Raw genomic sequence first — 18,970 nt, forward strand, 5'->3', positions numbered from 1 at the left:
GCGCCGCCCTGTTGCGGTTTGCGCTCTTAGGAATCGGCGGCGCGTTTGACGTCGCTCTGGACGAGGCTGAGCTTGACGAGCGGGACGCCCGCCTTCAGGAGCCCTTCGCGGTAATGGGCGAGGTCCGAAGCCTGCTTCCAGTGAAAATTCCTCAGGTGCCGCTCGACCGTCAGGCTCGGGTAGTTGCTCATCAGCACCTCGGCCGCCTCAGTGGCTTCTTCGGCCCGTCCGAGCTGCGCCAGTGCCGCGGCGCGGATCGCGAGCGCCTGCATGTGGTTCGGATTGATGTAGAGCTGCTCCCGCGCCCACGACAACGTCGCGTCGTATTGGCCCAGCATATAATGGCTGAACGCGTTCAGCGCCGCCCATTGGTAGCGCGGATCGCTGTTGCCGCGCTGCGCCGCCATCGAGAACAGCTCGATCGCCTGGCGATGCTCGCCGATGACGAAGTGGCAGATGCCGAGCACGCCGCGCGCGCCCATGTCGTAGGGGTTGAGCGCGACCGCGCGCTTGGCGGCGTCCATCGCGGCCTCGTAATGCCCGTCCTGCGCATGAACCCAGGACAGGATCGAGAATGCGAAAGAGGAGCGCGGGTCGAGCCGGACACTGGTCTCGGCCAGATGCATCGCCGCGACCCACATCTCGCGCGAGCCCTTGACCCAGCCGAACTGGATGCTCTGGAGCTGGATCGTGGCGAGATAGGCATGCGCGATCGAAAGCTTGGGATCGAGCGAGATCGCTTCCTTGAACAGCGCGATGGCGGTGTCGAAGTCCTCCTTGGTCTGCCGGTAGTAGTGTGACAGCCCCTTCAGGAAGCGGTCCCAGGCGGTGACATCGTTGGTCTGGCGCGCCGGAGCGGAGGCTTCCGCACGGAAAATTTCGGTCGCGATCGCAGCCGACAGGTTGGTCGTGATCTCGTCCTGCATGGCGAAGAGGTCGCCGATGTCGCGGTCGTAGCGGCCGGTCCAGAGCTGCTCGCCGGTCTCCGGCGCGATCAGCTCGGCCGTGACGCGGATCTTGCTGCCGGCGCGCCGCACCGAACCCTGGATCAGGTAGGTCGCGTCGATCTCGCGCGCGATCAGCCGGGTCGAGAGGTTCCTGCCCTTGAAGGCGAAGGTCGAGTTGCGGCTGAGCACGCGATAGAAGGATTGCAGGGCCAGCGCGTGAATCAGATCCTCGGTGAGGCCGTCGGAGAAATATTCGTCGCCGGCGTCGCTCAAATTGGCAAAGGGCAGCACGCCCACGATAGCGGTGCGATATTGCTGCGGCAGCGCCGAGACCTCTTTGGTCTGCGCCACCTGAGCGGACGTGCCGTCCGGCGTCCAGGTGAAGACGCCGATCGGCTCCTTGATGTTCTTGAAGCGGTGCGTCCCGGCATTGGCCAGCGGCATGTTGAGGTGCTTGCCGGCCTCGCCAAAGGCCTTGGCCGAGATTGCGAACCCGCCGGGGCTCGCCACCGATTCGAGGCGGACGGCGATGTTGACGTCGTCGCCGAACACCTCGTCCTCGTCGGCGATGATGTCGCCCATGTGGATCCCGAGTCGGAATTGCATGGCGCGGTCGGCGGGCAGGTGGTCGTTGCGCTCCGCCATCAGGAGCTGCATCGCGATCGCGGCTTCGGTCGCGCCGACGATGCTGGGGAATTCCAGCAGGAAGCCGTCGCCGGTGTTCTTCACGACGCGGCCGCCATGATTGAGGATAATGGGATGGATCGCACTGCGATGGGCCTTGAAGGCGGCATGGGTGCCGGCCTCGTCAGTGCCCATCATGCGCGAATAGCCGGCGACGTCGGCGCAGACGATGGCGGCCAGGCGTCTCTCCATATTCTCGCGGGCTCCAAGGGATCGGGAACCGGCCACCGGCGTGACGGTCTTCCGCGAATCCGTGCATTTCCAGAACCTACCCCTTATAGAGCACGCGCAGGCAAGCGGAAGTATGATCCGCATTGCAATTTCGTTGCAAATCCTAGGCAAATCCGGTGGTGGACGCAGCTCGCCGAACCGACTAAGCCGGCCGCTTGGGTGGCCTTCAGGGACGCGAAACATGCTCGGCATTCACGAACTCTGGCTCTTCGTCCTGTCGGGCGTGGCCCTCAACATCACGCCGGGACCGGATACGGTCTATGTCATCGGCCGCAGCATGCAATTGGGCTGGCGCGGCGGCGCCGCGGCGGCGTTCGGCATCAGTTGCGGCTGCTTATTCCACGTCACGGGCGCGGCAATCGGTCTCTCCGCACTGCTGATGGCCTCGTCCACCGCGTTTTCGGTCGTGAAGCTGGTGGGTGCTGCCTATCTCGTGCTGACCGGTTTGCAGATGCTGTGGTCGCGGCCGGTGCTCGCGGGTTCCCTGACGGGCGAGGATGGGCGGACGCCGCTGCGGCGAGTCTTCCTCCAGGGCGTCTTCACCAACGCGCTCAATCCCAAGGTCGCGCTGTTCTTCCTGGCCTTCCTGCCGCAATTCGTCGCAGTCGATGCCCCGCACAAGCCGCTCGCCTTCCTGACGCTCGGCCTGATCTTCATCTGCACGGGCACTTTGTGGTCGCTGTTCCTGGCGGCGTTTGCCGCGAAGGCTGCGCTGCGGCTCCGGCGGTCCGACGGAATCATCGCCTGGATCAACCGCGCGCTCGGCGGGCTCTTCGTCTATCTCGGCTTCCGCGTTGCGATGCTGGAAGCGCGCTAAATAAACTCTTTCAGCAGCGCGCTGCCGGCGAGGTAGAGTCCGAGCAGGACCATCGCGATCAAAAACCAGCGGCGAAACGTCTCGGCCGGCATCTTCGAGCGCAGCGACTGGCCGATGAACATGCCGGCAAAGGCGCAGGCCATGGCGACGATGCCCGGCACGGCGTTGGCTGGTGTCAGTAGTCCGCCCGCGGTGAGGTTGAAGGCGAGCGCGAGCGTTGCGACCGTGAAGAACACGCCGAGCGCCTGCACCAACTCGTCCTTCTCCATGCCGATCGCCTGCATGAACGGCATCGATGGAATCACCTGCACGCCGGTCGAGGCCGAGATCACGCCGGTGACGACGCCGACGGCGCCGCCGACCCATTTCTCGTTCCTTGGCGCGACACGAAACTGGAACTTGTTCAGCCCGACGATCGCGTAGATCACCAGCAGCAGGCCGAGCACCACAGAGCCGTAGCGCGCATAGGGGCCGGTCAGCGCGCCGGCATTGAGCCAGCTCCCGATCACGGTGCCGAGCATCAGCGGCCACAGCCGGCGGAGGATGTCGAGCAAATGAGGGCCGACGAAAGTCTGCCAGATGTTGGTGATGATTGCCGGCACGATGACGATGGTGATCGCCCGGCCCGGCGCCATGGTCACTGCGAGCAGGCCCATCGACACGGTTGGCAGGCCGAGCCCGATCACGCCCTTGACGAATCCGGCAGTCAGGAAGACGGCGGCAATGAGAATGATGAGCGGGTCGATCATGCCGGCCACATTGACCGATCGGTGGAGATGGCACAATCTGGAGGTTACGGAGACAGCCTTCGCCTAGGACGAAGGCTAAAGGAGATTTGTCCCGTGCGATTCGACCTTGTTGACCTCCAGCTCTTCATCGCGGTGGCGGACCAGCGCAGCATCACCCGCGGCGCCGAGCGCTCGCATCTGGCGCTGGCCTCCGCAAGCGCACGGATCAAGGGCCTGGAGGACGCGTTCGGCGTAGCGCTTCTGAAGCGCGGACGGCGCGGCGTGGAATTGACCGCCGCGGGCGAAAGCCTGCTCGATCATGCGCGGCTCGTCATCCACCAGGTCGAGGCAATGCGCGGCGATCTCGCGGGCTTTGCCAGCGGCGTGCGTGCGAGCGTGCTGTTGCTCGCCAACACGTCGGGGCTGTCGGAGCACCTGCCGCGGGCGCTCGCAACTTTCCTGCGCGAGCATCCCGACATCAACGTCGACGTGGAGGAGCGCGAGAGCGCCGATATCGCGACCGCGATCGCGAGCGGCGCTGCCGATCTCGGCTTCGCCGCCGAGCACGCTTTGCCCGACAGCATCGAGCGATTCCTGTTCAGCGAGGACCGGCTAACCCTCGTGGCCGCCCGGCGCAGCGAGCTCGGTAGTCGCCGCCAGATCGATTTCCAGGAAGTGGCGGATCGCGATTTCGTCGGCCTGACGGCATCGACCGCGTTGCAGGTTCATATCGCGCGGCATGCGGCGAAGCTCGGCGCGCGTCTGCGCGTCCGTGCCCGCTTGCGCGATTTCGATGCGATCTGCCAGATGGTCGCGGCCGATGTCGGGGTCGCCGTCGTTCCGGAGACTGCGGCGAAGCGCTGCGCGCGATCGATGCCGATCGTGGCGATCCGGATCCGCGACAGCTGGGCCAATCGGAGGTTGACGATCTGCGCCCGAAGCTTCAAGGCATTGCCTCGCCCGGCCAAGCAACTGGTCGAGTACCTTCGCGCCGCAGTTTAGAGGTGAGACCATATGTTGAAGGTGTGGGGACGACGCAGCTCGTTCAATGTGCAGAAAGTGATGTGGCTGATCGGCGAACTCGATCTCGCCCACGAGCACATCAATGCCGGCGGCTCCTTTGGCGGCCTCGATGCGCTGGAATTTCTGGCGATGAATCCGCACGGCCGTGTTCCAGTCATCGATGATGGCGGGACGATCGTCTGGGAATCGCATGCCATCCTTCGCTATCTCGCGGCGCGCCACGGGGCGGAACGCTTTTGGTCGGAGGATCCGGCCGTGCGGGCGCGCGTCGACGGCTGGATGGACTGGTCGCAGACTGCGCTACAGCCGGATTTTCTCAACGGCGTGTTCTGGGGTTTCTTCCGCACGCCCGAGGACCAGCGCAATTGGCCGGCAATCCGCGCAGCCCTTGCGCGCTGCGTGCAGCATTTCACCAAGCTGGAACGGCTCCTCGAACAGCGATCGTTCCTGCTCGGTGCGGAGTTGTCGCTTGCCGACATCACGGCCGGCACGTCGCTCTACCGCTATTTCGAACTGGAGATCGAGCGCCCCGCGCTGCCGGCGGTCGAGCGCTGGTACCGTACACTGCAGGAGCGGGCGGCGTTTCGCACGCATGTGATGATTCCGTTTGGGGAATTGCGCGGCCGTCTCGCCTATTAGAGTATGATCCGGAAAAGTGTGAAGCGGTTTCCCTCGCGACAAACGCGGAACGCGTTTTGCGCGGAGATCATTCTAAAACAATAAGCCAAAGCGCGATGACTATTCACATCGCGCTTTAGCGTCACTTCGCCGTCTCGACGCCGGCGTCCTTGATCACCTTGGCCCATTTCGCGGTCTCGTCCGCGATGAATGTGCGGAAATGCTCGGGGCTATCGCCGATCAGCGTCGCGCCTTGGGCGGCGAGCTTCTCCTTCACCGCTGCATCAGTCATCGCTTGCGTTGCGAGGCGGTGCAGCTTGTCGACGATCTCTTTCGGCGTGCCCTTCGGCGCCACCATGCCGTACCAGTTCTCGATCCGCAGGTCCGGAAAACCCGCTTCTGCCGTGGTCGGCACCTCGGGCGCGGTGGGCGCGCGGTCGGGCGAGCCGACGGCGATGGGTTTCAAGGCGCCTGCCTTGATCTGCGGCAGCAGCACGGGGAGATCGAGGAAGGTCATTTGCACCTGCTGGCCCAGGAGATCGTTCACCGCGGGCGCCGCGCCGCGATAGGGCAAAATCGGGCTTGCTCTCGCCCGACAGCGCCCTATAGTGCCCCGCGCAAGTCATTGAACGGCCAAGAGATACCCTATAGATACCCGTTTCACCCTATAGGACCCTCTCCCGCCGTTTCTGACACTCGGCGGACACTCGGAGACGACCATGCCCCGCAAGCAACGCAGCCCGCTGGAGACCGCGACCGCCCGGCAGCGCCTGCCGATCCGCAAGAAACCGCACTGGCAGCGCCTCGGTCCCGGCCTGTCGCTCGGCTATCGGCGCAATGCCGGCGCCGGGACGTGGAGCGTGCGCGCCTCCGATCATGCGGGCGGCGAGTGGCTGAAGCGGTTCGGCACCGCGGACGACCACGAGACGGCCGATGGCAAGCGCGTCTTGGACTACACCCAAGCCGTCGACGCGGCGCGCACATTGGTGCGGCCGGCGGACGCGGCGGACGATCCGACCAAGCCGCTCACGCTCGATCAGGCGTTGACGGCTTATGGTCGCGACCTCGAAGCGCGCGGCGCCAATCCGTACAACGCGAAGCAGCCGCGCGTGCATCTCACGGCCGCGCTGCTGGCGAAGCCGCTGGCGCTGATCACCGCGCACGACTTGAAGCACTGGCGCGACGCGCTGGTCGCTAAGGGCAAGGTGAAGCCCGCCACCATCAACCGCGTCATGAACTCGCTGCAGGCCGCGTTGGAGCTGACGGCGAAGCACCGCTCGCATATCTGGCGCCAAGGGCTGGAGAGCCTGCCCGACAGCCAGCGCGCGCGCAACATCGTCCTGACCGACGCCAAGGTGCTCGAACTGGTTGCGGAGTGCTACGCGCGTGATGCCGCGCTTGGGTTGCTTGCCGATGTCCTCGCCGTGACAGGCGCGCGCCCGGGCCAAGCAACGCGACTGCGCTGCGACGATCTGATTCTCGGCACCAAGCCCAAGCTGATGATGCCGCGGTCCGGCAAGGGTGGCGGACGCAATCGCGCCGCGAAAAAAGCGCACCGCTACAGCGTGCCGATCACGCCCGCGCTGGCGTCACGATTACAGCGCGCCGCGGCCGATCGCGCAGCGGGCGCATTCCTGCTGTTGCGCAGCGACGGGCAGCCGTGGGACGAGAAGAATCCGCATGCCGACTATCGCCGCGACGTGCTCACCGCGATCGAGGCGGCGAATCTCGATCCGAAAGAAACGACGCTGTATTGCTTGCGGCATAGCTCGATCACGCGCGCGCTGTTGCGCGGTGTGCCGATTCGCATTGTGGCTGCGAGTCATGACACGAGCACACAGATGGTCGAAAAAAATTACGCCCGGTACATCACCGAGCATTCCGACGATGTGAGCCGCGCGGCGCTGTTGCTCGACGAGCCGCCTCCGTCCAACGTCACGGTGCTGGCGCCGCGGCGATGAGCCTGTTTCCGCCGCTTTTAGATGCGGCACGGTCCGAGCCGAAGCTTTTACCACAGATTTGCACGCCATAGGCGCTATAACAGGGTGTGGTAAGGCCCCATAGGGAGAGCGGCCCATGCCGACGCCTTCGCGCAAGACACTCGCCAAATTGACCAAGCCGATACAGCGGCTTGCGTACACGCCCCTCGAGTTTTGTGCCGCAGTTGGCATCAGTCCCTCGACTTATCAGAGGATGAAACGCGAGGGAGGCGGACCCCGCGAGGCCCGCGTTTGGGATGGCAGCGAGATGACGATCATCACGAGCGCAGCGGCCGACGAGTGGATTGCGGAGCGCGATCGTCTGGCGCAAGAGGACGAGCAGGCGCAAGAGAGCGAGCAAGCCGACAAGTGAGGAGTGGCCGTGAAGTCGAAGACCGACCGACAGCTCGTCGCTACACGCGCACACGACGCGCTGGCGTTCGCCCGCGAGCAGGTCCGCGCCATCAGAGACAGGGGCATCGTCGGACAGCTCGACTGGATCGAGGGCGGCACGCTGCGCGGTTGGCGCGAGCGGCTCGACCCGTTCGACAGAGATAACTCGCTGCACGGTCTGCGAGAGACGCTCAAGATGCGCGCGAGGCATGATCCGGATGCGATGCAAGACTTGGTGTTCTCTGCGCGCGCGGGATGGGGCCTCGCCGACGAGGCGCTGTGCGAGCTGGATCGGTACTACGGGTTTATTCGCTGCGACAGGCCAGTCCTGCTCGACGCCTACATGCAGGACCGAGTCCGATTCGGCAGACCGTCGCGTGTGCGTTCGATGCAGACGAACTCGCACTACCTGCGAGATATCGCGATCTTGTTCGTCATCCGCGATGTATGTGCGCGGTTCGGGATGCGGCCGCGGCGAAGCCCCGCACAGCGGCAGAGAGAGCACCCGAGCGGCTGCGCGGTCACGACCCAAGCACTGCACGCCGAGCGCGCTGCGACGATCGACGAGGACTCGGTCGAGCATGTCTGGAGTCGGCTGCACGGCCTCATTCTTGGAGGCGGGGCTCACTAACAGCGCATCGTGGTAAAAGCTTCCGCGTCTGCCCGCAGCCCAAGCTTTTCCCACAACTCCGATCATCGGCCGGCCTAAAAGCAAAGCCCTCGACGCCAGCCAGCGCCGGGGGCTTTTCTCAAGGAAAAGGCCCCAGCGCTAACCGGGGCCGATTTTCGCAGAAGATGGAAAGTTTCCGGCCGAGCGACCAGCCGGAGGCTCTGCACGAGCCCCCGTCATATAGCGCCAAGGCCGGAGTTCCGCAACAGAGGAGCACGAGCCCATGTCGCAACTGTCAAACCATCAGCACAGAATCATCCGGAACGCCGCGGCCGGCCTCGCGCCGCCCGCGCGCGCGGCGTTCTACAGCAACTTGATCCGCCGCATCCACCACCCGCGCCATTTCAGCGACGTCGAGATTGCTCATGCGGTGCGGCTCGCACTGCGCCACGTGGCAAAGCGCGCGTTCATTCTGGCGGCTTAAGCCAGCAGTGAGCGGGCAGCGATCATCTCTGCTGCTCGCTCAACAACCCACAGGAGAATTCGAATGAAGCCCTACGACCCGACGACCACGTGTCAAATCCAGCGAGCCGCGATCGACACCGTGAAGTTCATGGTGAGCGAGGACCTGATCGAATTCAATTTCAAGCGCTGCGCGCGCGACAAGATCGAAGTGCGCGCTCGCGCGACCGGCTCGGCGCTCGCCGTCGTCGCGCTGCTCGACGAACGCGATCTGATGGACGACTGCGCCTGAGAATTTTTCGGCCGGACCCGTTCGCAGCGAGCCCGGCCGCACTTGTCGTCAACACCCGGAGGATTTCCAAATGTCGAAGACACCTAACAATCCGAACGTCATCAGCATGATCGGCGAGACGCAAGAGCCGACGACCGAACCGCTCGACCCGTTCGCACCGGAGAACATGCGCCTTCCGCCTGAGGGCGCGGGCGTCGCGCCGGCCGAGAAGCCGCTGCTGACGGTGCGCGTCCGCAAGCCTCCGAACCAATCTTGGGTCCGCGTGCACCCGGACCCGGCGTATCACCGCGACCTCTGCATTCTGGAGGACAAGGACGAGCGCGAGGTCTACTACGTGCCCGCGACCGTCAGCGAAGCGATGAGCGATGAGGCTGTGGACGCGTCCGTGTACCTCGCGATCGATCGGCAGGGCCGCGTGTTCTTGTGGCCGATCAAGCTGCCGAACCGGACGACCGGCAAAGACAACTCGTGGAACGTCAGTGCGCGCGAGGCGGCGCAATTGGCCATGCGCAAGTGGGTTCGCCTGAAGGCTGACATGGGGAACGGTGGCTATGACGTTTGGGTGGCGACCGCCGAGATTCCCGAACCGAAGTGGCCGAAGGAGTCGATGGACGAGATTCTCAAGATCGCGTTCAAGCACTACTGCATCGCCGACGAGGATCACATCATCATCCAAACCCTGCGGCGAGGCGGGAAGTGAGCGCGTCGCTCGTGAGCTTCCGCGAGGTCGTGGTTCTCGATTTCGAGTTCGAGGCGCCTCCCGGCGAGCGACAGATACCCGTCTGCTGCGTCGCGTACGAGCTGCGTAGCGGCCGGCTCTTCCAGATTTGGGAAGACGAGTTCGCCACCGAGCCACCGTTCGCCACGGGTCCCGATGTGCTCTGCGTCGCCTTCTTCGCTTCGGCCGAATGGGGCTGCTATCGCGCGTTGGGCTGGCCGCCGCCGCTGCGCGTGCTCGACCTCTACGCGGAGCAGCGCTGCATCACGAACGGTCTATCGGTCACTGGCCGGAGCTTGGTCGCGGCGCTGGCGCACTACGGCATTCCTGCCGGCGACGCGGCGTTCAAGGACGCGATCTCGAAGGCGATCGGCGCTGGCGTCTGGCGCGACCGCTACAGCAAGGAGGTCGCCATCCAATATTGCACGGATGACGTCGTGGAGAGGACGGTGCCGCTGCTCGGTGCGATGCTGCCCGCGATCGATCTGCCGCGCGCGCTGCTGCGCGGGCGCGGCACGGTCGCGGTCGCTGCGATGGAGCATGAGGGCGTCCCGATCGACACCGAGACGTTGGCCGCGCTGTGCGAGAATTGGGAGTGCATCGAAGACCTCCTGATCGGGGAGGTCGATCGCGATTACTGCGTCTATGACGGCCGCGCGTTCCGCGAGCAGCGATTCCTCGCGATGTGCGCGGAGCGCGGCATCCCTTGGCCGCTGCACGAGAGCGGGCGTCCTGTTCTCGACGATGACACTTGGAAGGACCGCGCGCATGCCTACCCCTGCTTGGTCCCGCTGCGTGAGCTGCGCAACACGCTGAGCGAGATGCGATTGCACGACCTCGCGGTCGGGCGCGACGGGCGCAATCGCACACTGCTCTCGCCCTTCAGCACCACGACCTCGCGCAACGCGCCGAGCAACGCGAAGTTCGTGTTCGGCCCGGCGAAGTGGATTCGCGGACTGATCAAGCCGCCGCCCGGTCACGGCGTGGCGCTGGTCGATTGGAAGACGCAAGAGATCGGCATCGCGGCGAAACTGTCGAACGATCCCACTCTGATGGCGTCCTACCTCAGCGGAGACGTGTACATCGACTTCGGCAAGCGCGCGGGGGTGATGCCGTTCGATGCCGATGAGGAGAGTCATGGCGACAGTCCGGAGCGCGCGCTGTGCAAGAGCGTGGTGCTCGCGGTCAACTACGGGCAGAGCGCGCGCGGCATGGCGAACCGCCTCGACAAGCCGGAGTGCATCACGCGTGAATTGGTGCGCGTACACCGCGAGCAGTATCCGCGATTCTGGGAGTGGTCCGACGCCACCGTCGATCGCGCGATCCTGAGCGGATCGATCCGCACCGTGTTCGGCTGGACGCAGCGTATCCCGCCGTCAACAGCCAACTATGAAAACACAGCGGCGACCGCGAGCGCGAAGAAGAGGAAGCGGAGGGATCTCAATCCGCGCTCGCTGATGAATTTTCCGATGCAGGCCCACGGTGCCGAGATGATGCGGCTCGCGGCCTGCCTCGCCACCGAGCGCGGCCTGCGAATCTGCGCGCCGGTGCACGATGCCTTCCTGCTGATCGCGCCGCTGGATCGCTTGGAGGCCGACACTGAGGCGCTGCGCGCCTGCATGGTCGAAGCCTCGCGCGTGGTGCTCGACGGCTTCGAGCTCGGCACTGACGCGAAGCTGATCCGCTACCCGGACCGCTACATGAAGGCGAGCGGCGCGGCGATGTGGGGCAAGGTCATGAAGCTGCTCAACCGATGCGAGAGGGCGATTGCATGAGCGCGAAGGCAACGTGGTGAGGATCGACGGCATCGAGGGCGTGCGCGTCGAGACGCGGTTCACGCGCAAGCGAGCGGCCTTGCGGGGCGAAGCTTTCATCAAAGTGCCGCTGGCGTGGCACGACGCGCTCGACGGTGCGGGCGGCCGAACGTGGCAACTCGCGCTGCATCTGCTGATGCTGCGATTCCGCGAGCACAGCGCCACGGTCAAACTCGGAAACAAGACGCTGAGCTTGTCGCGTCGCGTCAAGTGGCGGGCACTGCGCGATCTGGAGCGGCGCGGGCTCATTGCCATCGAGAGCCGGGGCAATGGCAAATCGCCGATCGTTCGGCTCGGTGTGCCGACTGAAACCTGAGCCAATTTAGGCTCAGGTCCGTCGACCAAAATTGGCTCAGGTTTTTCCCGAAACCTGAGCCGGATTTGGCTCAGACGTACCCCTTCTCTCTTACTCTTCTCTACTCTCTTACTCTTCTCAGGAATCTAGATACCCCCAACCAATCCACCGAGGTGAGGACAACGATGGGTAAGCGATCGGACTTCCAACGGCGCGAGGCGGACTTCTACGCAACGCCGCGCAAGGCCGTGCTGCCGTTGATCCCCTACCTTCGCGGCGTTCGCAGTTTCGTTGAACCCTGTGCAGGCGATGGCACGCTGGTTCGGCACCTGGAATCCTTCGGCTTGCGTTGCGTCTACCAAGGCGACATCCGCACCGGCCAGGACGCGCTCGCTCGCGATCGGTACACTGACAACGGCACGATCGCGATTGTAATCACGAACCCTCCGCACTCCCGCGAGGTGCTGCATCGGCTGATCGTTCACTTCCAACGCGCCGCGCGTATCAGTTGGCTTCTGATCGATTGGGACTGGTTCGCGACCAAACAGGCCGCGCCGTTTCTGCCCTCCTGCACGGACATCGCAGTAATCGGCCGCATGAAATGGATCGACGGCTCGAAGCACACGGGCAAGGACAATTTCGTTTGGGCTAGGTTCGATCGCCGCCACACGGGCGGCCCCGTCCTTCACCCTCGCGGCGAGGACCCGCAACGGCCGGTGATAACACCCCTGCTCAGTCGAGAGCTTGCGATGGCAGGAAGATCCGTCTGATGCGTAAGCGTCCAACAGCGGCCGGGAGTAACGCGTGGAAGCAAGCACGCTACTGCGAGCGCTTGCGGTGACGATCGACGCTGACGTGCGCCGCTTCCTGGTCAGCACAGGCTGGCTGGCTGCCGTGCTGACGCAGCCGTTGGGTCATTCGACGGTGCCGCATCAATCACCGTTCCGGCCCTCACCCTGCCGCATGCGCAATGGGTTGGCGAAGGGCAACCAATCAGCGTGCAGCAAGGCACGTCCACGTCTGGGCCAACGATCGTGCCAATCAAGCTTGCTTTGATCTTTGTTCTCACGAGGCACTCCTCGTCCATCCGACCTTCTATCTCCAGATTGCTCACGGCGTGGCGCTGTCGGGTGCCTGGAATGCGCAGGATCGCCGGGCCGCACCGCAGGCGGCGGTTCGCTCGAAGTCATGGCGAAAGTGGAGGGCGAGGCGCATGAAATGGGTGGGGGGAGGGTCTAAAAATAGAGGTTCCTCTTTTGCGGACCGCGGCAGCACCGCAAGACGGAGTTAATTTCTCCGCGGAATTTGCCCGGGCGCTGCTTTCCTCGGGAATTTTTATTAAGTTTGGGGTATGGGATTACGCGGCCCTCACGCCAGACCTCAACCACCCGCCGGGAAACCCGTGCGGAACGCCTGGAACCGCAAGCGCAAGCGGGTCGATCGGGTTATCGCCTTCCTGGAAAGCCTGCCGATCACAAAAGGTATTTTCGCCGGCCGCAAAATGCGCCTGCTGTCTGGTCAACGCCGGTTTGTCGAGGCCGTCTATGGCCGCATGTCGACGGCCGGGCGCCGAAAGATCCGGTTAGCGATCAAGTCAGAACCGCGCGGCAACGGCAAAACCGGCCTGTTAGCAGGGCTCGCGTTGGCGCATCTGTTGGGACCCGAGAGCGAAACGCGCGGCGAGGTCTATTCGGCCGCATTCAACAAATTGCAAGCCGGGCTAATCTTCGCCGAGATGCAGGCCATCATTCACGCCGTCCCCGAATTCGATGCCCGCTGCAACCTGCAACGCTACGGCAAAGTCATCGAAGTGATGAGAGGCGCTGGCGCTGGCAGCATCTATGAAAGCTTGAGCGCCGACGACAGGCGCGCACACGGTTTGTCGCCTTCGTTCTGGATCTACGATGAATTTGCGCAGGCGCCGAACGCGGATCTTCTCAACAATCTACGCTCGAGTATGGGCAAGCGTAACGAAAGTCTCGGCGTCGTCATCTCCACTCAGGCGGCGAACGATCAGCACCCCTTGTCGCAACTGATTGACGATGCTGCGCTGGGCCAGGACGAAAGCGTGTACCTGCAACTGGCCGCGGCCCCGGCCGATGCCGATGTTTTCGATGAGCGGACCTGGCACGATTGCAACGAGGCCCTCGGCAAGTTTCTCGACCTGGAAGAATTTCGCGCGTCGGCAGCGCAGGCGAGACGACTGCCGAGTTTTCGCAGCCGGTTTGAAAATCTGCGCTTGAACAAGCGGATCGACATGAACCTGCAATTCATTTCCGATGTCGATTGGATGGCCTGCGCCCAGCCGCTCAACATGGCCGAGCTCTCCGGCAAGCTTTGCTATGCCGGGCTTGATCTATCTCAGACGACGGACATGAGCGCTTTGGTGCTGTACTGGCCGCACAATGGCGCCGTGCTGCCGTACTTCTGGCTACCCGCGGAGGGCTTGCTAGATCGCGATCGCAAGGAGGGCGGACACTATCGCACCTGGCGCGACCGCGGCCTGCTCGAGACGACCCCAGGCCGCGCGATCAACTATCGGGCAATCATCCAGCGGCTTGCCGAGATCCGCGCAAAATACGAGCTCACGCACGTCGCCTACGATCGCGCCTACATCAAGACGTTCAACGCCAAGTGCGAGGAAGAGGGCATCAAGTTGCCGCTGGTGGAGTTTGGGCAAGGGTTCGTGAGCATGTCCCCGGCCGTCCAGGAATTGGAAGCTGCCGTTCTAGACCGGCGCATCCACCACGGTGGGCATCCGATCCTGCGCTGGCAGATGAGCAACGTTGCGATCGAAACGGACGCAGCCGCCAATCGCAAGCCGAGTAAGAAGCGCGCCATCGGGCACATCGACGGCATTGTCGCGCTGTTGATGGCGATGGGCGGCGCCGCAAAACCGGCGGCTGTGAAATTCGACCCTGAGGCAATGATCGGGTGAGGGCGAAATGGCTAAGTGGCCGTACAACACCACGCGATGGCAGAACATACGGGGCGCCAAGTTACGAGAGCAACCGCTTTGCGAGCTCTGCCTGGACGCTGGTCGCGTTGAAGTCGCCACCGTGGTCGACCACCTGGTCGCCATTTCGAAAGGCGGTGAACCTTTCCCGCCGCTGTATGCGCTGTTGTCGCTTTGTGCGTCGTGCCACAACACCAAGACGCGGGTGATTGAACAACTCGGCAGGAAGTTCTTGTTCCGAGGATGCGATATCAACGGCATGCCGCTTGATCCCGATCATCCGTGGAATAGGACGCCCGACAAGGGAAATGTGCCTTAAGGTTAGACGCGCGTTGCCGTCGCCCAGGCGTCGCGATAAGCTAGCCTCGCGCCAGGATGTCATGACCTGGCGCCTCTTCGTGGTGTTGTTGGTGTTGTGATGAGAGGGCCCCGATTTCTCGGGACCGGGGCCTTTCGTTTGCCGCGCGGATCCTCGACTTCACCGACAAGATCACCCGCAAGAGCCTGCCGTCCCTGCTGCCGAGCCGTCGCCTGCCAATGACGCGAGAGGCACAGCAACGTTGGCGGCGAAATGACCGGGCCGGCAAGCGGGTCGATCACCAATAGCGGCACGCTTCGTTTCCCGGCCGCGATGCCTCAGGGAGGGTTCAGTCACCTGAGCTTTCCGTATGGTATTGCTCAAACAGCGGGCGCAACTCCAATGCCGGTCCCTCGCTTCCATCAGACATCAAAGGCCTTGCGTGATAACGCTCGGGATCGATCTGCCAGCTCAGGACCGCCTGACCAGGCAGGCCGCGCTCACCGCGCGGACCGGGTTCACCGCGCTCTCCCTTTGGCCGTGGCTTGCCGACCCTGCCAGCGGATGCGATCAGTTGCCATCCATCACCCTGGGCACGCCCCAGGATCGTCCGTGCGTGCAAATAAAACTGGAGCCGTTCAGCGCGACGATGTTCTCGAAGCCGTACGTCTCGCTTTCGCGATAGGTGCCGCAGACCTTCGACATCCTGGCATCGCGCCCAGCGGTTGCAATGTAGGCCCAATCGGCATGCGGCGGCCCGCGGCCGGGCGGGAGTCCGTCACCATCGTTGACGCTGTGGCATACTGCCCACTGGTGCTGGTCATCACTGCCTCCTGGCTCAACTGAGGCAATGGCCAGTATATCTCAATCGGAAAGGAAGCGCAGTGATGACCGATAGCGCAGCGATCAACCCGAGATGCGGAAAGCTCACTGAGCGGGACATGCCTGTTTGCGGAAAATTTTCCTCCAACCTGCGGCCGCTAAGATAGGAGCGCCGCCGCGCTCGAAATGGGATGGTCGGAAAAGAAACTACCTGCCCCCCCGCCTGTGCTGCCCATTCCGCCGACAGCGATGCGCACGCGGGCCGATTTTCACAAATGTCATGTGGGCAAGAGCGGCGCCCGGATACAACGACAGTCCGCCGAAACTCGCCGTGGAAGACCTGCTTGCGGAACGGCCTATTTTCGGCCGGTTTTTCGCGATCGTGAGGGGAGCTCTTGTGTCTCTGCGCACAGGTCTCGTTTCTTAGGCACGTTTTGGGGCGCCTGTCTCTGGCGGCAAAAATCCCGTTCCCGCCAGTAAGATGGCTGTTTCTTGTTGCGCTGCGTCGATTACCAGCTCGTTTTGAAGTAGCCCCCCGAATTTCGGCCCAGACGAATTGGATTTGGGGCCGTTCCGTCGCAACAGACGGAGCGGAACCTGTCTCCGACGACAAAAAATCCCGTTCCGGGCGGCAGCCTGGGAATCTTTTCCGAAAGCGACCTCTCGCGTCGAGGCTGGGTTCTTGACCGGCGCCGCCGCCCCGAGTGCCGCATCGAGCAGCGCGAGAACCCTTGCGCCCCAGTTCACCTTCGTACAAGATGCCGCGTTAGGAGCGGGCTTGACCATGGAGCCAGCACAACCACCTCGGGTCGGACGCAGGGTTAGCAGCCATAGTCGCGGCTGACGTGGCCGGTTACTCGCGCCTGATGGGTCTCGACGAGGTCGGTACGGCCGCGGAGCCGGGCGGTATCTGCATCTCATCTTCGGCCTACGATCAGGTGCGCGGCAAGGTCGCAGTCGAGTTCGCTGCGCCGCGACGGGGGCTACATCCCGGCGATCCTTCCGGCCTCTCACCACATCCACCTCTCAGACTTGAGAATGCAGCTCGGCGACAAGGTCGACCTGGCGAATGAAGACGAGATCGCGCAGCTGTTTTGCGACTGCGAACGTGGGGCCGTTCCGCCGGTTGGCGAGTGCTATGGACTCGACGTCATCGTCGACGACAGCATCGAGGTGCAACGCGAGATCTACATGGAGGGCGGCGATCACGCCACACTCATCCATCTGGACCGCGAGCAGTTTGCGCGATTGACCGCGGAGGCTTGGCACGGCCACTTCACCGCGCACGATTGAGGCCGTTCAATGCGGACTGGAGCGATCACGGCGTAAGCCGCCTTTGAAAAAAGTCTGGTTGCTGACGATAGTAGTTTTCACATGCTTTTGAGAGGTGGCTTTTCGTTCACGACTGGCACGATCGGCAATAGCGCCCCACGTTCAGAATTGCGTACAGCGCAATGAATTCACGTGCGGGCGGCGGTGGAGCGCCATGGGGATGCTTCGGACACGAGCGTCAAGCCCGCACGAGATCGTCGCCCAGATGCAGCCCGTCGATTTGGACCACCAGAAGGTCGAGCGCGGACAGATCGGCAGCCATGAAGTCGGCCAGCCGCGCCGCTGACAGCGCTACGAACCTCCGCGAGGCCGCCGACTTCGAAACCCCAGATCCAGACGGCGCCGGCACGTCACCCTCGGGCGGCCGAACCGCCGCGTCGAGACATTGATCAGCATCAGATTCATCGCCCAGCGACCGAGCCAGTCCTCCTCCGCCGCCATTTTCCAGCTCGGGATCGTGACCTTGCGGCCGTCCAGGCCCCGAACTCGCGGGCGCTCGACCTCGATCTTGCCACCGTGGAAGCCGATCCGCCGTCGCGTTCGGCCCCAACGGTGCGTCCGCTACGCCGCGTCGCGACTGTGGCGCGGCCCGCAGGCCGCCGTGACATCCGCCTCCATCATCGTGCCAAGCGCCTCGATCCCTGCCGCAAGACAGAACCGATCGAAGCTCGCCCGCACTTCTGCAAACGCTTCGTCCACAGCTCCAGTCGCCGGCGGAACCAGCCGGTGTGATATCTCTCGTCACGGCGTTGCTCTCCTTTGTGGAATCAGCACCCCGAGCCTACCGGCTCAAAGGTGGGCAACGCCGACCTCTTCAGAAATTCAACAGAACCCGGGACATCCCCGGGACTACCCGCTTTGGTTGCACTCAAAAAGGTTCTAGAGTAAAGTGATTTGTATCGCCGGAGCTTTCCGTGCCCCCATTGTCTGCCCCCGGCCGCCTTGGTGGCAAGCGGCCTCGGATCGTTTTCGCCTTGATTTCCTTGGACTGCGCGGAGCGCGACGCCTTGAAAGGAGGTCATAATGCCTAAGCCTGCGACTGGTGTAATGCCTGTTGATTTGGGCCCTCTGTTGGGGGAAATGTACGGTCAATCAGCGATGGATGCAGCAATCGTCGAAACCGCGATCGCTGTTGCAAAGGATTTTGTCGATCGTCCCAACTACTTTACCCAAGTTCCCGACGAAGTCGCAACACACCTCGCAAACTTGTGGTATCGGGCAGGCTCCGATCCTCGCTTCCCAGATCGAGTCAAGCGAGCCGCGATGTTTCGCGCGGTGTTCGGCGCATGTGATTGCGCGGGCGCTGACGGTGAGCCGCAAGCGACGCAGTTTCAGATTGCTCGCGATGCAGTCCTCGACGCTGCCATGCGATACACCAAACGCACGTTTGATGAGGGGGTAGAAAGCCTGAAGCAAGCATTTCGCGATCGACTCAGTACCCTAAGCGAGTACCTCACGACGTTTAGCGGTACCGCCGTCAAAGCATCTCACGCGCAGACATCGAGTATATTCTCCACATGCGTGCATGTTTTGCAGAATGACGCTGTGGCTCGTGCTTACGGATTGCCACCGGCACCGGAAGGGGCCGCGTGGCCACTTGGTGGCTTATACTCGGGCCAGGGCGCGCAACTCATTGAAGCGATCGCCGAGAAGACCAGAGTTGCTGAGACAAGTTCGTTCACTCGCCATCAGGTTCTGGCGGCACAGCGTGCCGCGTTCGCTGGCGCAGAGACCATCAGGGCGACTCTCGAACTCGCCGCAGACGCCGATGTGGTTCCCATCATTAAAACGGCGTTCGCTTGGTGGACCGCGCTCCAGGACGCGAAGCCAGCACCCCCGGAGCCACAAGCGCTCAAGCAGACTGACACGACTGTTTCCGGAGCTGAAACGACGATTCCGCGGGTTAGTAGCATCAAGCCGCGATAGATCTATCCTCGCGCCGCGCTCTGGG

19 protein-coding genes and 2 pseudogenes are annotated in these 18,970 nt (G+C 63.5%); 16 read left to right on the plus strand and 5 right to left on the minus strand.

The window, feature by feature from the left end:
• Positions 1 to 26: 26 nt before the first annotated feature.
• Positions 27 to 1,823, minus strand: a complete 1,797-nt coding sequence (locus tag Q2941_RS17370; RefSeq protein WP_027522263.1) for a tetratricopeptide repeat protein — start codon at positions 1,821 to 1,823, stop codon at positions 27 to 29.
• A 220-nt stretch (positions 1,824 to 2,043) separates the two neighbouring features.
• Here Q2941_RS17370 and Q2941_RS17375 point away from each other — a divergent pair, with 220 nt between their 5' ends.
• Positions 2,044 to 2,679, plus strand: a complete 636-nt coding sequence (locus Q2941_RS17375; RefSeq protein WP_027522264.1) for a LysE family translocator — start codon at positions 2,044 to 2,046, stop codon at positions 2,677 to 2,679.
• Here the strand turns inward: Q2941_RS17375 and Q2941_RS17380 are convergent.
• Positions 2,676 to 3,428: a sulfite exporter TauE/SafE family protein gene (locus Q2941_RS17380; RefSeq protein WP_458193225.1), complete on the minus strand. Its 753-nt coding sequence runs from the start codon at positions 3,426 to 3,428 to the stop codon at positions 2,676 to 2,678. The genes Q2941_RS17375 and Q2941_RS17380 overlap by 4 nt on opposite strands.
• Positions 3,429 to 3,521: 93 nt before the next feature.
• Between Q2941_RS17380 and Q2941_RS17385 the strand changes: the two genes are divergently transcribed.
• Positions 3,522 to 4,409, plus strand: coding sequence for a LysR substrate-binding domain-containing protein (locus Q2941_RS17385; protein ID WP_458193226.1), 888 nt, complete (start codon positions 3,522 to 3,524; stop codon positions 4,407 to 4,409).
• Between the two features lie 12 nt (positions 4,410 to 4,421).
• Positions 4,422 to 5,069, plus strand: a complete 648-nt coding sequence (locus Q2941_RS17390; protein ID WP_458193227.1) for a glutathione S-transferase family protein — start codon at positions 4,422 to 4,424, stop codon at positions 5,067 to 5,069.
• A gap of 121 nt (positions 5,070 to 5,190) precedes the next feature.
• Here Q2941_RS17390 and Q2941_RS17395 read toward each other — a convergent pair.
• Positions 5,191 to 5,622 (minus strand): annotated as a pseudogene (locus Q2941_RS17395) (Bug family tripartite tricarboxylate transporter substrate binding protein); the annotation flags it as partial.
• 145 nt (positions 5,623 to 5,767) lie between these two features.
• Between Q2941_RS17395 and Q2941_RS17400 the strand changes: the two are divergent.
• The 11 genes from Q2941_RS17400 to Q2941_RS17450 all read left to right on the plus strand — a co-directional run bounded on the left by Q2941_RS17400 (position 5,768) and on the right by Q2941_RS17450 (position 14,886).
• The gene (locus tag Q2941_RS17400) at positions 5,768 to 7,009 is read left to right on the plus strand and encodes a tyrosine-type recombinase/integrase (RefSeq protein WP_458193228.1); all 1,242 of its coding nucleotides are present in this window, start codon (positions 5,768 to 5,770) and stop codon (positions 7,007 to 7,009) included.
• A 115-nt stretch (positions 7,010 to 7,124) separates the two neighbouring features.
• Positions 7,125 to 7,400: a hypothetical protein gene (locus Q2941_RS17405; protein ID WP_458193229.1), complete on the plus strand. Its 276-nt coding sequence runs from the start codon at positions 7,125 to 7,127 to the stop codon at positions 7,398 to 7,400.
• 9 nt (positions 7,401 to 7,409) lie between these two features.
• Positions 7,410 to 8,051, plus strand: coding sequence for a hypothetical protein (locus Q2941_RS17410; RefSeq protein WP_458193230.1), 642 nt, complete (start codon positions 7,410 to 7,412; stop codon positions 8,049 to 8,051).
• Between the two features lie 262 nt (positions 8,052 to 8,313).
• Complete coding sequence (locus Q2941_RS17415) at positions 8,314 to 8,514, plus strand: hypothetical protein (protein WP_458193231.1); 201 nt, start codon at positions 8,314 to 8,316, stop codon at positions 8,512 to 8,514.
• Between the two features lie 63 nt (positions 8,515 to 8,577).
• Positions 8,578 to 8,784 (plus strand): hypothetical protein, encoded by a 207-nt coding sequence (locus Q2941_RS17420; RefSeq protein WP_458193232.1) that lies wholly within the window; start codon positions 8,578 to 8,580, stop codon positions 8,782 to 8,784.
• Between the two features lie 70 nt (positions 8,785 to 8,854).
• Positions 8,855 to 9,484 (plus strand): hypothetical protein, encoded by a 630-nt coding sequence (locus Q2941_RS17425; RefSeq protein WP_458193233.1) that lies wholly within the window; start codon positions 8,855 to 8,857, stop codon positions 9,482 to 9,484.
• Positions 9,481 to 11,277: a DNA polymerase gene (locus Q2941_RS17430; protein WP_458193234.1), complete on the plus strand. Its 1,797-nt coding sequence runs from the start codon at positions 9,481 to 9,483 to the stop codon at positions 11,275 to 11,277. The genes Q2941_RS17425 and Q2941_RS17430 overlap by 4 nt, the downstream gene beginning before the upstream one ends.
• A 16-nt stretch (positions 11,278 to 11,293) precedes the next feature.
• Entirely contained in the window at positions 11,294 to 11,632 is a 339-nt protein-coding gene (locus tag Q2941_RS17435; RefSeq protein WP_458193235.1) for a hypothetical protein, read from the plus strand.
• 164 nt (positions 11,633 to 11,796) lie between these two features.
• Positions 11,797 to 12,381 carry a hypothetical protein gene (locus tag Q2941_RS17440; protein ID WP_458193236.1) on the plus strand — a complete coding sequence of 195 codons (585 nt, stop codon included), beginning with the start codon at positions 11,797 to 11,799 and terminating at the stop codon, positions 12,379 to 12,381.
• Positions 12,382 to 12,962: 581 nt separating this feature from the next.
• Positions 12,963 to 14,549: a terminase large subunit gene (locus Q2941_RS17445; RefSeq protein WP_458193237.1), complete on the plus strand. Its 1,587-nt coding sequence runs from the start codon at positions 12,963 to 12,965 to the stop codon at positions 14,547 to 14,549.
• 7 nt (positions 14,550 to 14,556) lie between these two features.
• Entirely contained in the window at positions 14,557 to 14,886 is a 330-nt protein-coding gene (locus Q2941_RS17450; RefSeq protein WP_458193238.1) for an HNH endonuclease, read from the plus strand.
• 549 nt (positions 14,887 to 15,435) lie between these two features.
• Here Q2941_RS17450 and Q2941_RS17455 read toward each other — a convergent pair.
• On the minus strand, positions 15,436 to 15,570 hold the full coding sequence (locus Q2941_RS17455; RefSeq protein ID WP_458193239.1) for a hypothetical protein: 135 nt from the start codon (positions 15,568 to 15,570) through the stop codon (positions 15,436 to 15,438).
• 1,083 nt (positions 15,571 to 16,653) lie between these two features.
• Here Q2941_RS17455 and Q2941_RS17460 point away from each other — a divergent pair.
• On the plus strand, positions 16,654 to 16,980 hold the full coding sequence (locus tag Q2941_RS17460) for an aminoacyl-tRNA deacylase (RefSeq protein WP_458193261.1): 327 nt from the start codon (positions 16,654 to 16,656) through the stop codon (positions 16,978 to 16,980).
• 226 nt (positions 16,981 to 17,206) lie between these two features.
• On the opposite strand, the pseudogene Q2941_RS17465 reads toward Q2941_RS17460, so the two are convergent.
• Positions 17,207 to 17,764, minus strand: a pseudogene (locus Q2941_RS17465) (IS256 family transposase); the annotation flags it as partial.
• 278 nt (positions 17,765 to 18,042) lie between these two features.
• On the opposite strand from Q2941_RS17465, the gene Q2941_RS17470 reads away from it, so the two are divergent.
• A complete protein-coding gene (locus Q2941_RS17470; RefSeq protein WP_458193241.1) occupies positions 18,043 to 18,945 on the plus strand; it encodes a hypothetical protein in 903 nt (300 codons plus the stop codon).
• Positions 18,946 to 18,970: the final 25 nt, after the last annotated feature.

The sequence above is a fragment of the Bradyrhizobium sp. UFLA05-153 genome (assembly GCF_054185185.1).

Bases quoted from the DNA above. Each gene is read 5' to 3' on its own strand.
- Q2941_RS17415 (WP_458193231.1), top strand. From the start codon at position 8,314: ATGTCGCAACTGTCAAACCATCAGCACAGAATCATCCGGAACGCCGCG.
- Q2941_RS17470 (WP_458193241.1), top strand. From the start codon at position 18,043: ATGCCTAAGCCTGCGACTGGTGTAATGCCTGTTGATTTGGGCCCTCTG.
- Q2941_RS17400 (WP_458193228.1), top strand. From the start codon at position 5,768: ATGCCCCGCAAGCAACGCAGCCCGCTGGAGACCGCGACCGCCCGGCAG.
- Q2941_RS17425 (WP_458193233.1), top strand. From the start codon at position 8,855: ATGTCGAAGACACCTAACAATCCGAACGTCATCAGCATGATCGGCGAG.
- Q2941_RS17405 (WP_458193229.1), top strand. From the start codon at position 7,125: ATGCCGACGCCTTCGCGCAAGACACTCGCCAAATTGACCAAGCCGATA.
- Q2941_RS17375 (WP_027522264.1), top strand. From the start codon at position 2,044: ATGCTCGGCATTCACGAACTCTGGCTCTTCGTCCTGTCGGGCGTGGCC.
- Q2941_RS17380 (WP_458193225.1), bottom strand. From the start codon at position 3,428: ATGATCGACCCGCTCATCATTCTCATTGCCGCCGTCTTCCTGACTGCC.
- Q2941_RS17455 (WP_458193239.1), bottom strand. From the start codon at position 15,570: ATGTCGAAGGTCTGCGGCACCTATCGCGAAAGCGAGACGTACGGCTTC.
- Q2941_RS17445 (WP_458193237.1), top strand. From the start codon at position 12,963: ATGGGATTACGCGGCCCTCACGCCAGACCTCAACCACCCGCCGGGAAA.
- Q2941_RS17420 (WP_458193232.1), top strand. From the start codon at position 8,578: ATGAAGCCCTACGACCCGACGACCACGTGTCAAATCCAGCGAGCCGCG.
- Q2941_RS17370 (WP_027522263.1), bottom strand. From the start codon at position 1,823: ATGGAGAGACGCCTGGCCGCCATCGTCTGCGCCGACGTCGCCGGCTAT.
- Q2941_RS17440 (WP_458193236.1), top strand. From the start codon at position 11,797: ATGGGTAAGCGATCGGACTTCCAACGGCGCGAGGCGGACTTCTACGCA.
- Q2941_RS17450 (WP_458193238.1), top strand. From the start codon at position 14,557: ATGGCTAAGTGGCCGTACAACACCACGCGATGGCAGAACATACGGGGC.
- Q2941_RS17390 (WP_458193227.1), top strand. From the start codon at position 4,422: ATGTTGAAGGTGTGGGGACGACGCAGCTCGTTCAATGTGCAGAAAGTG.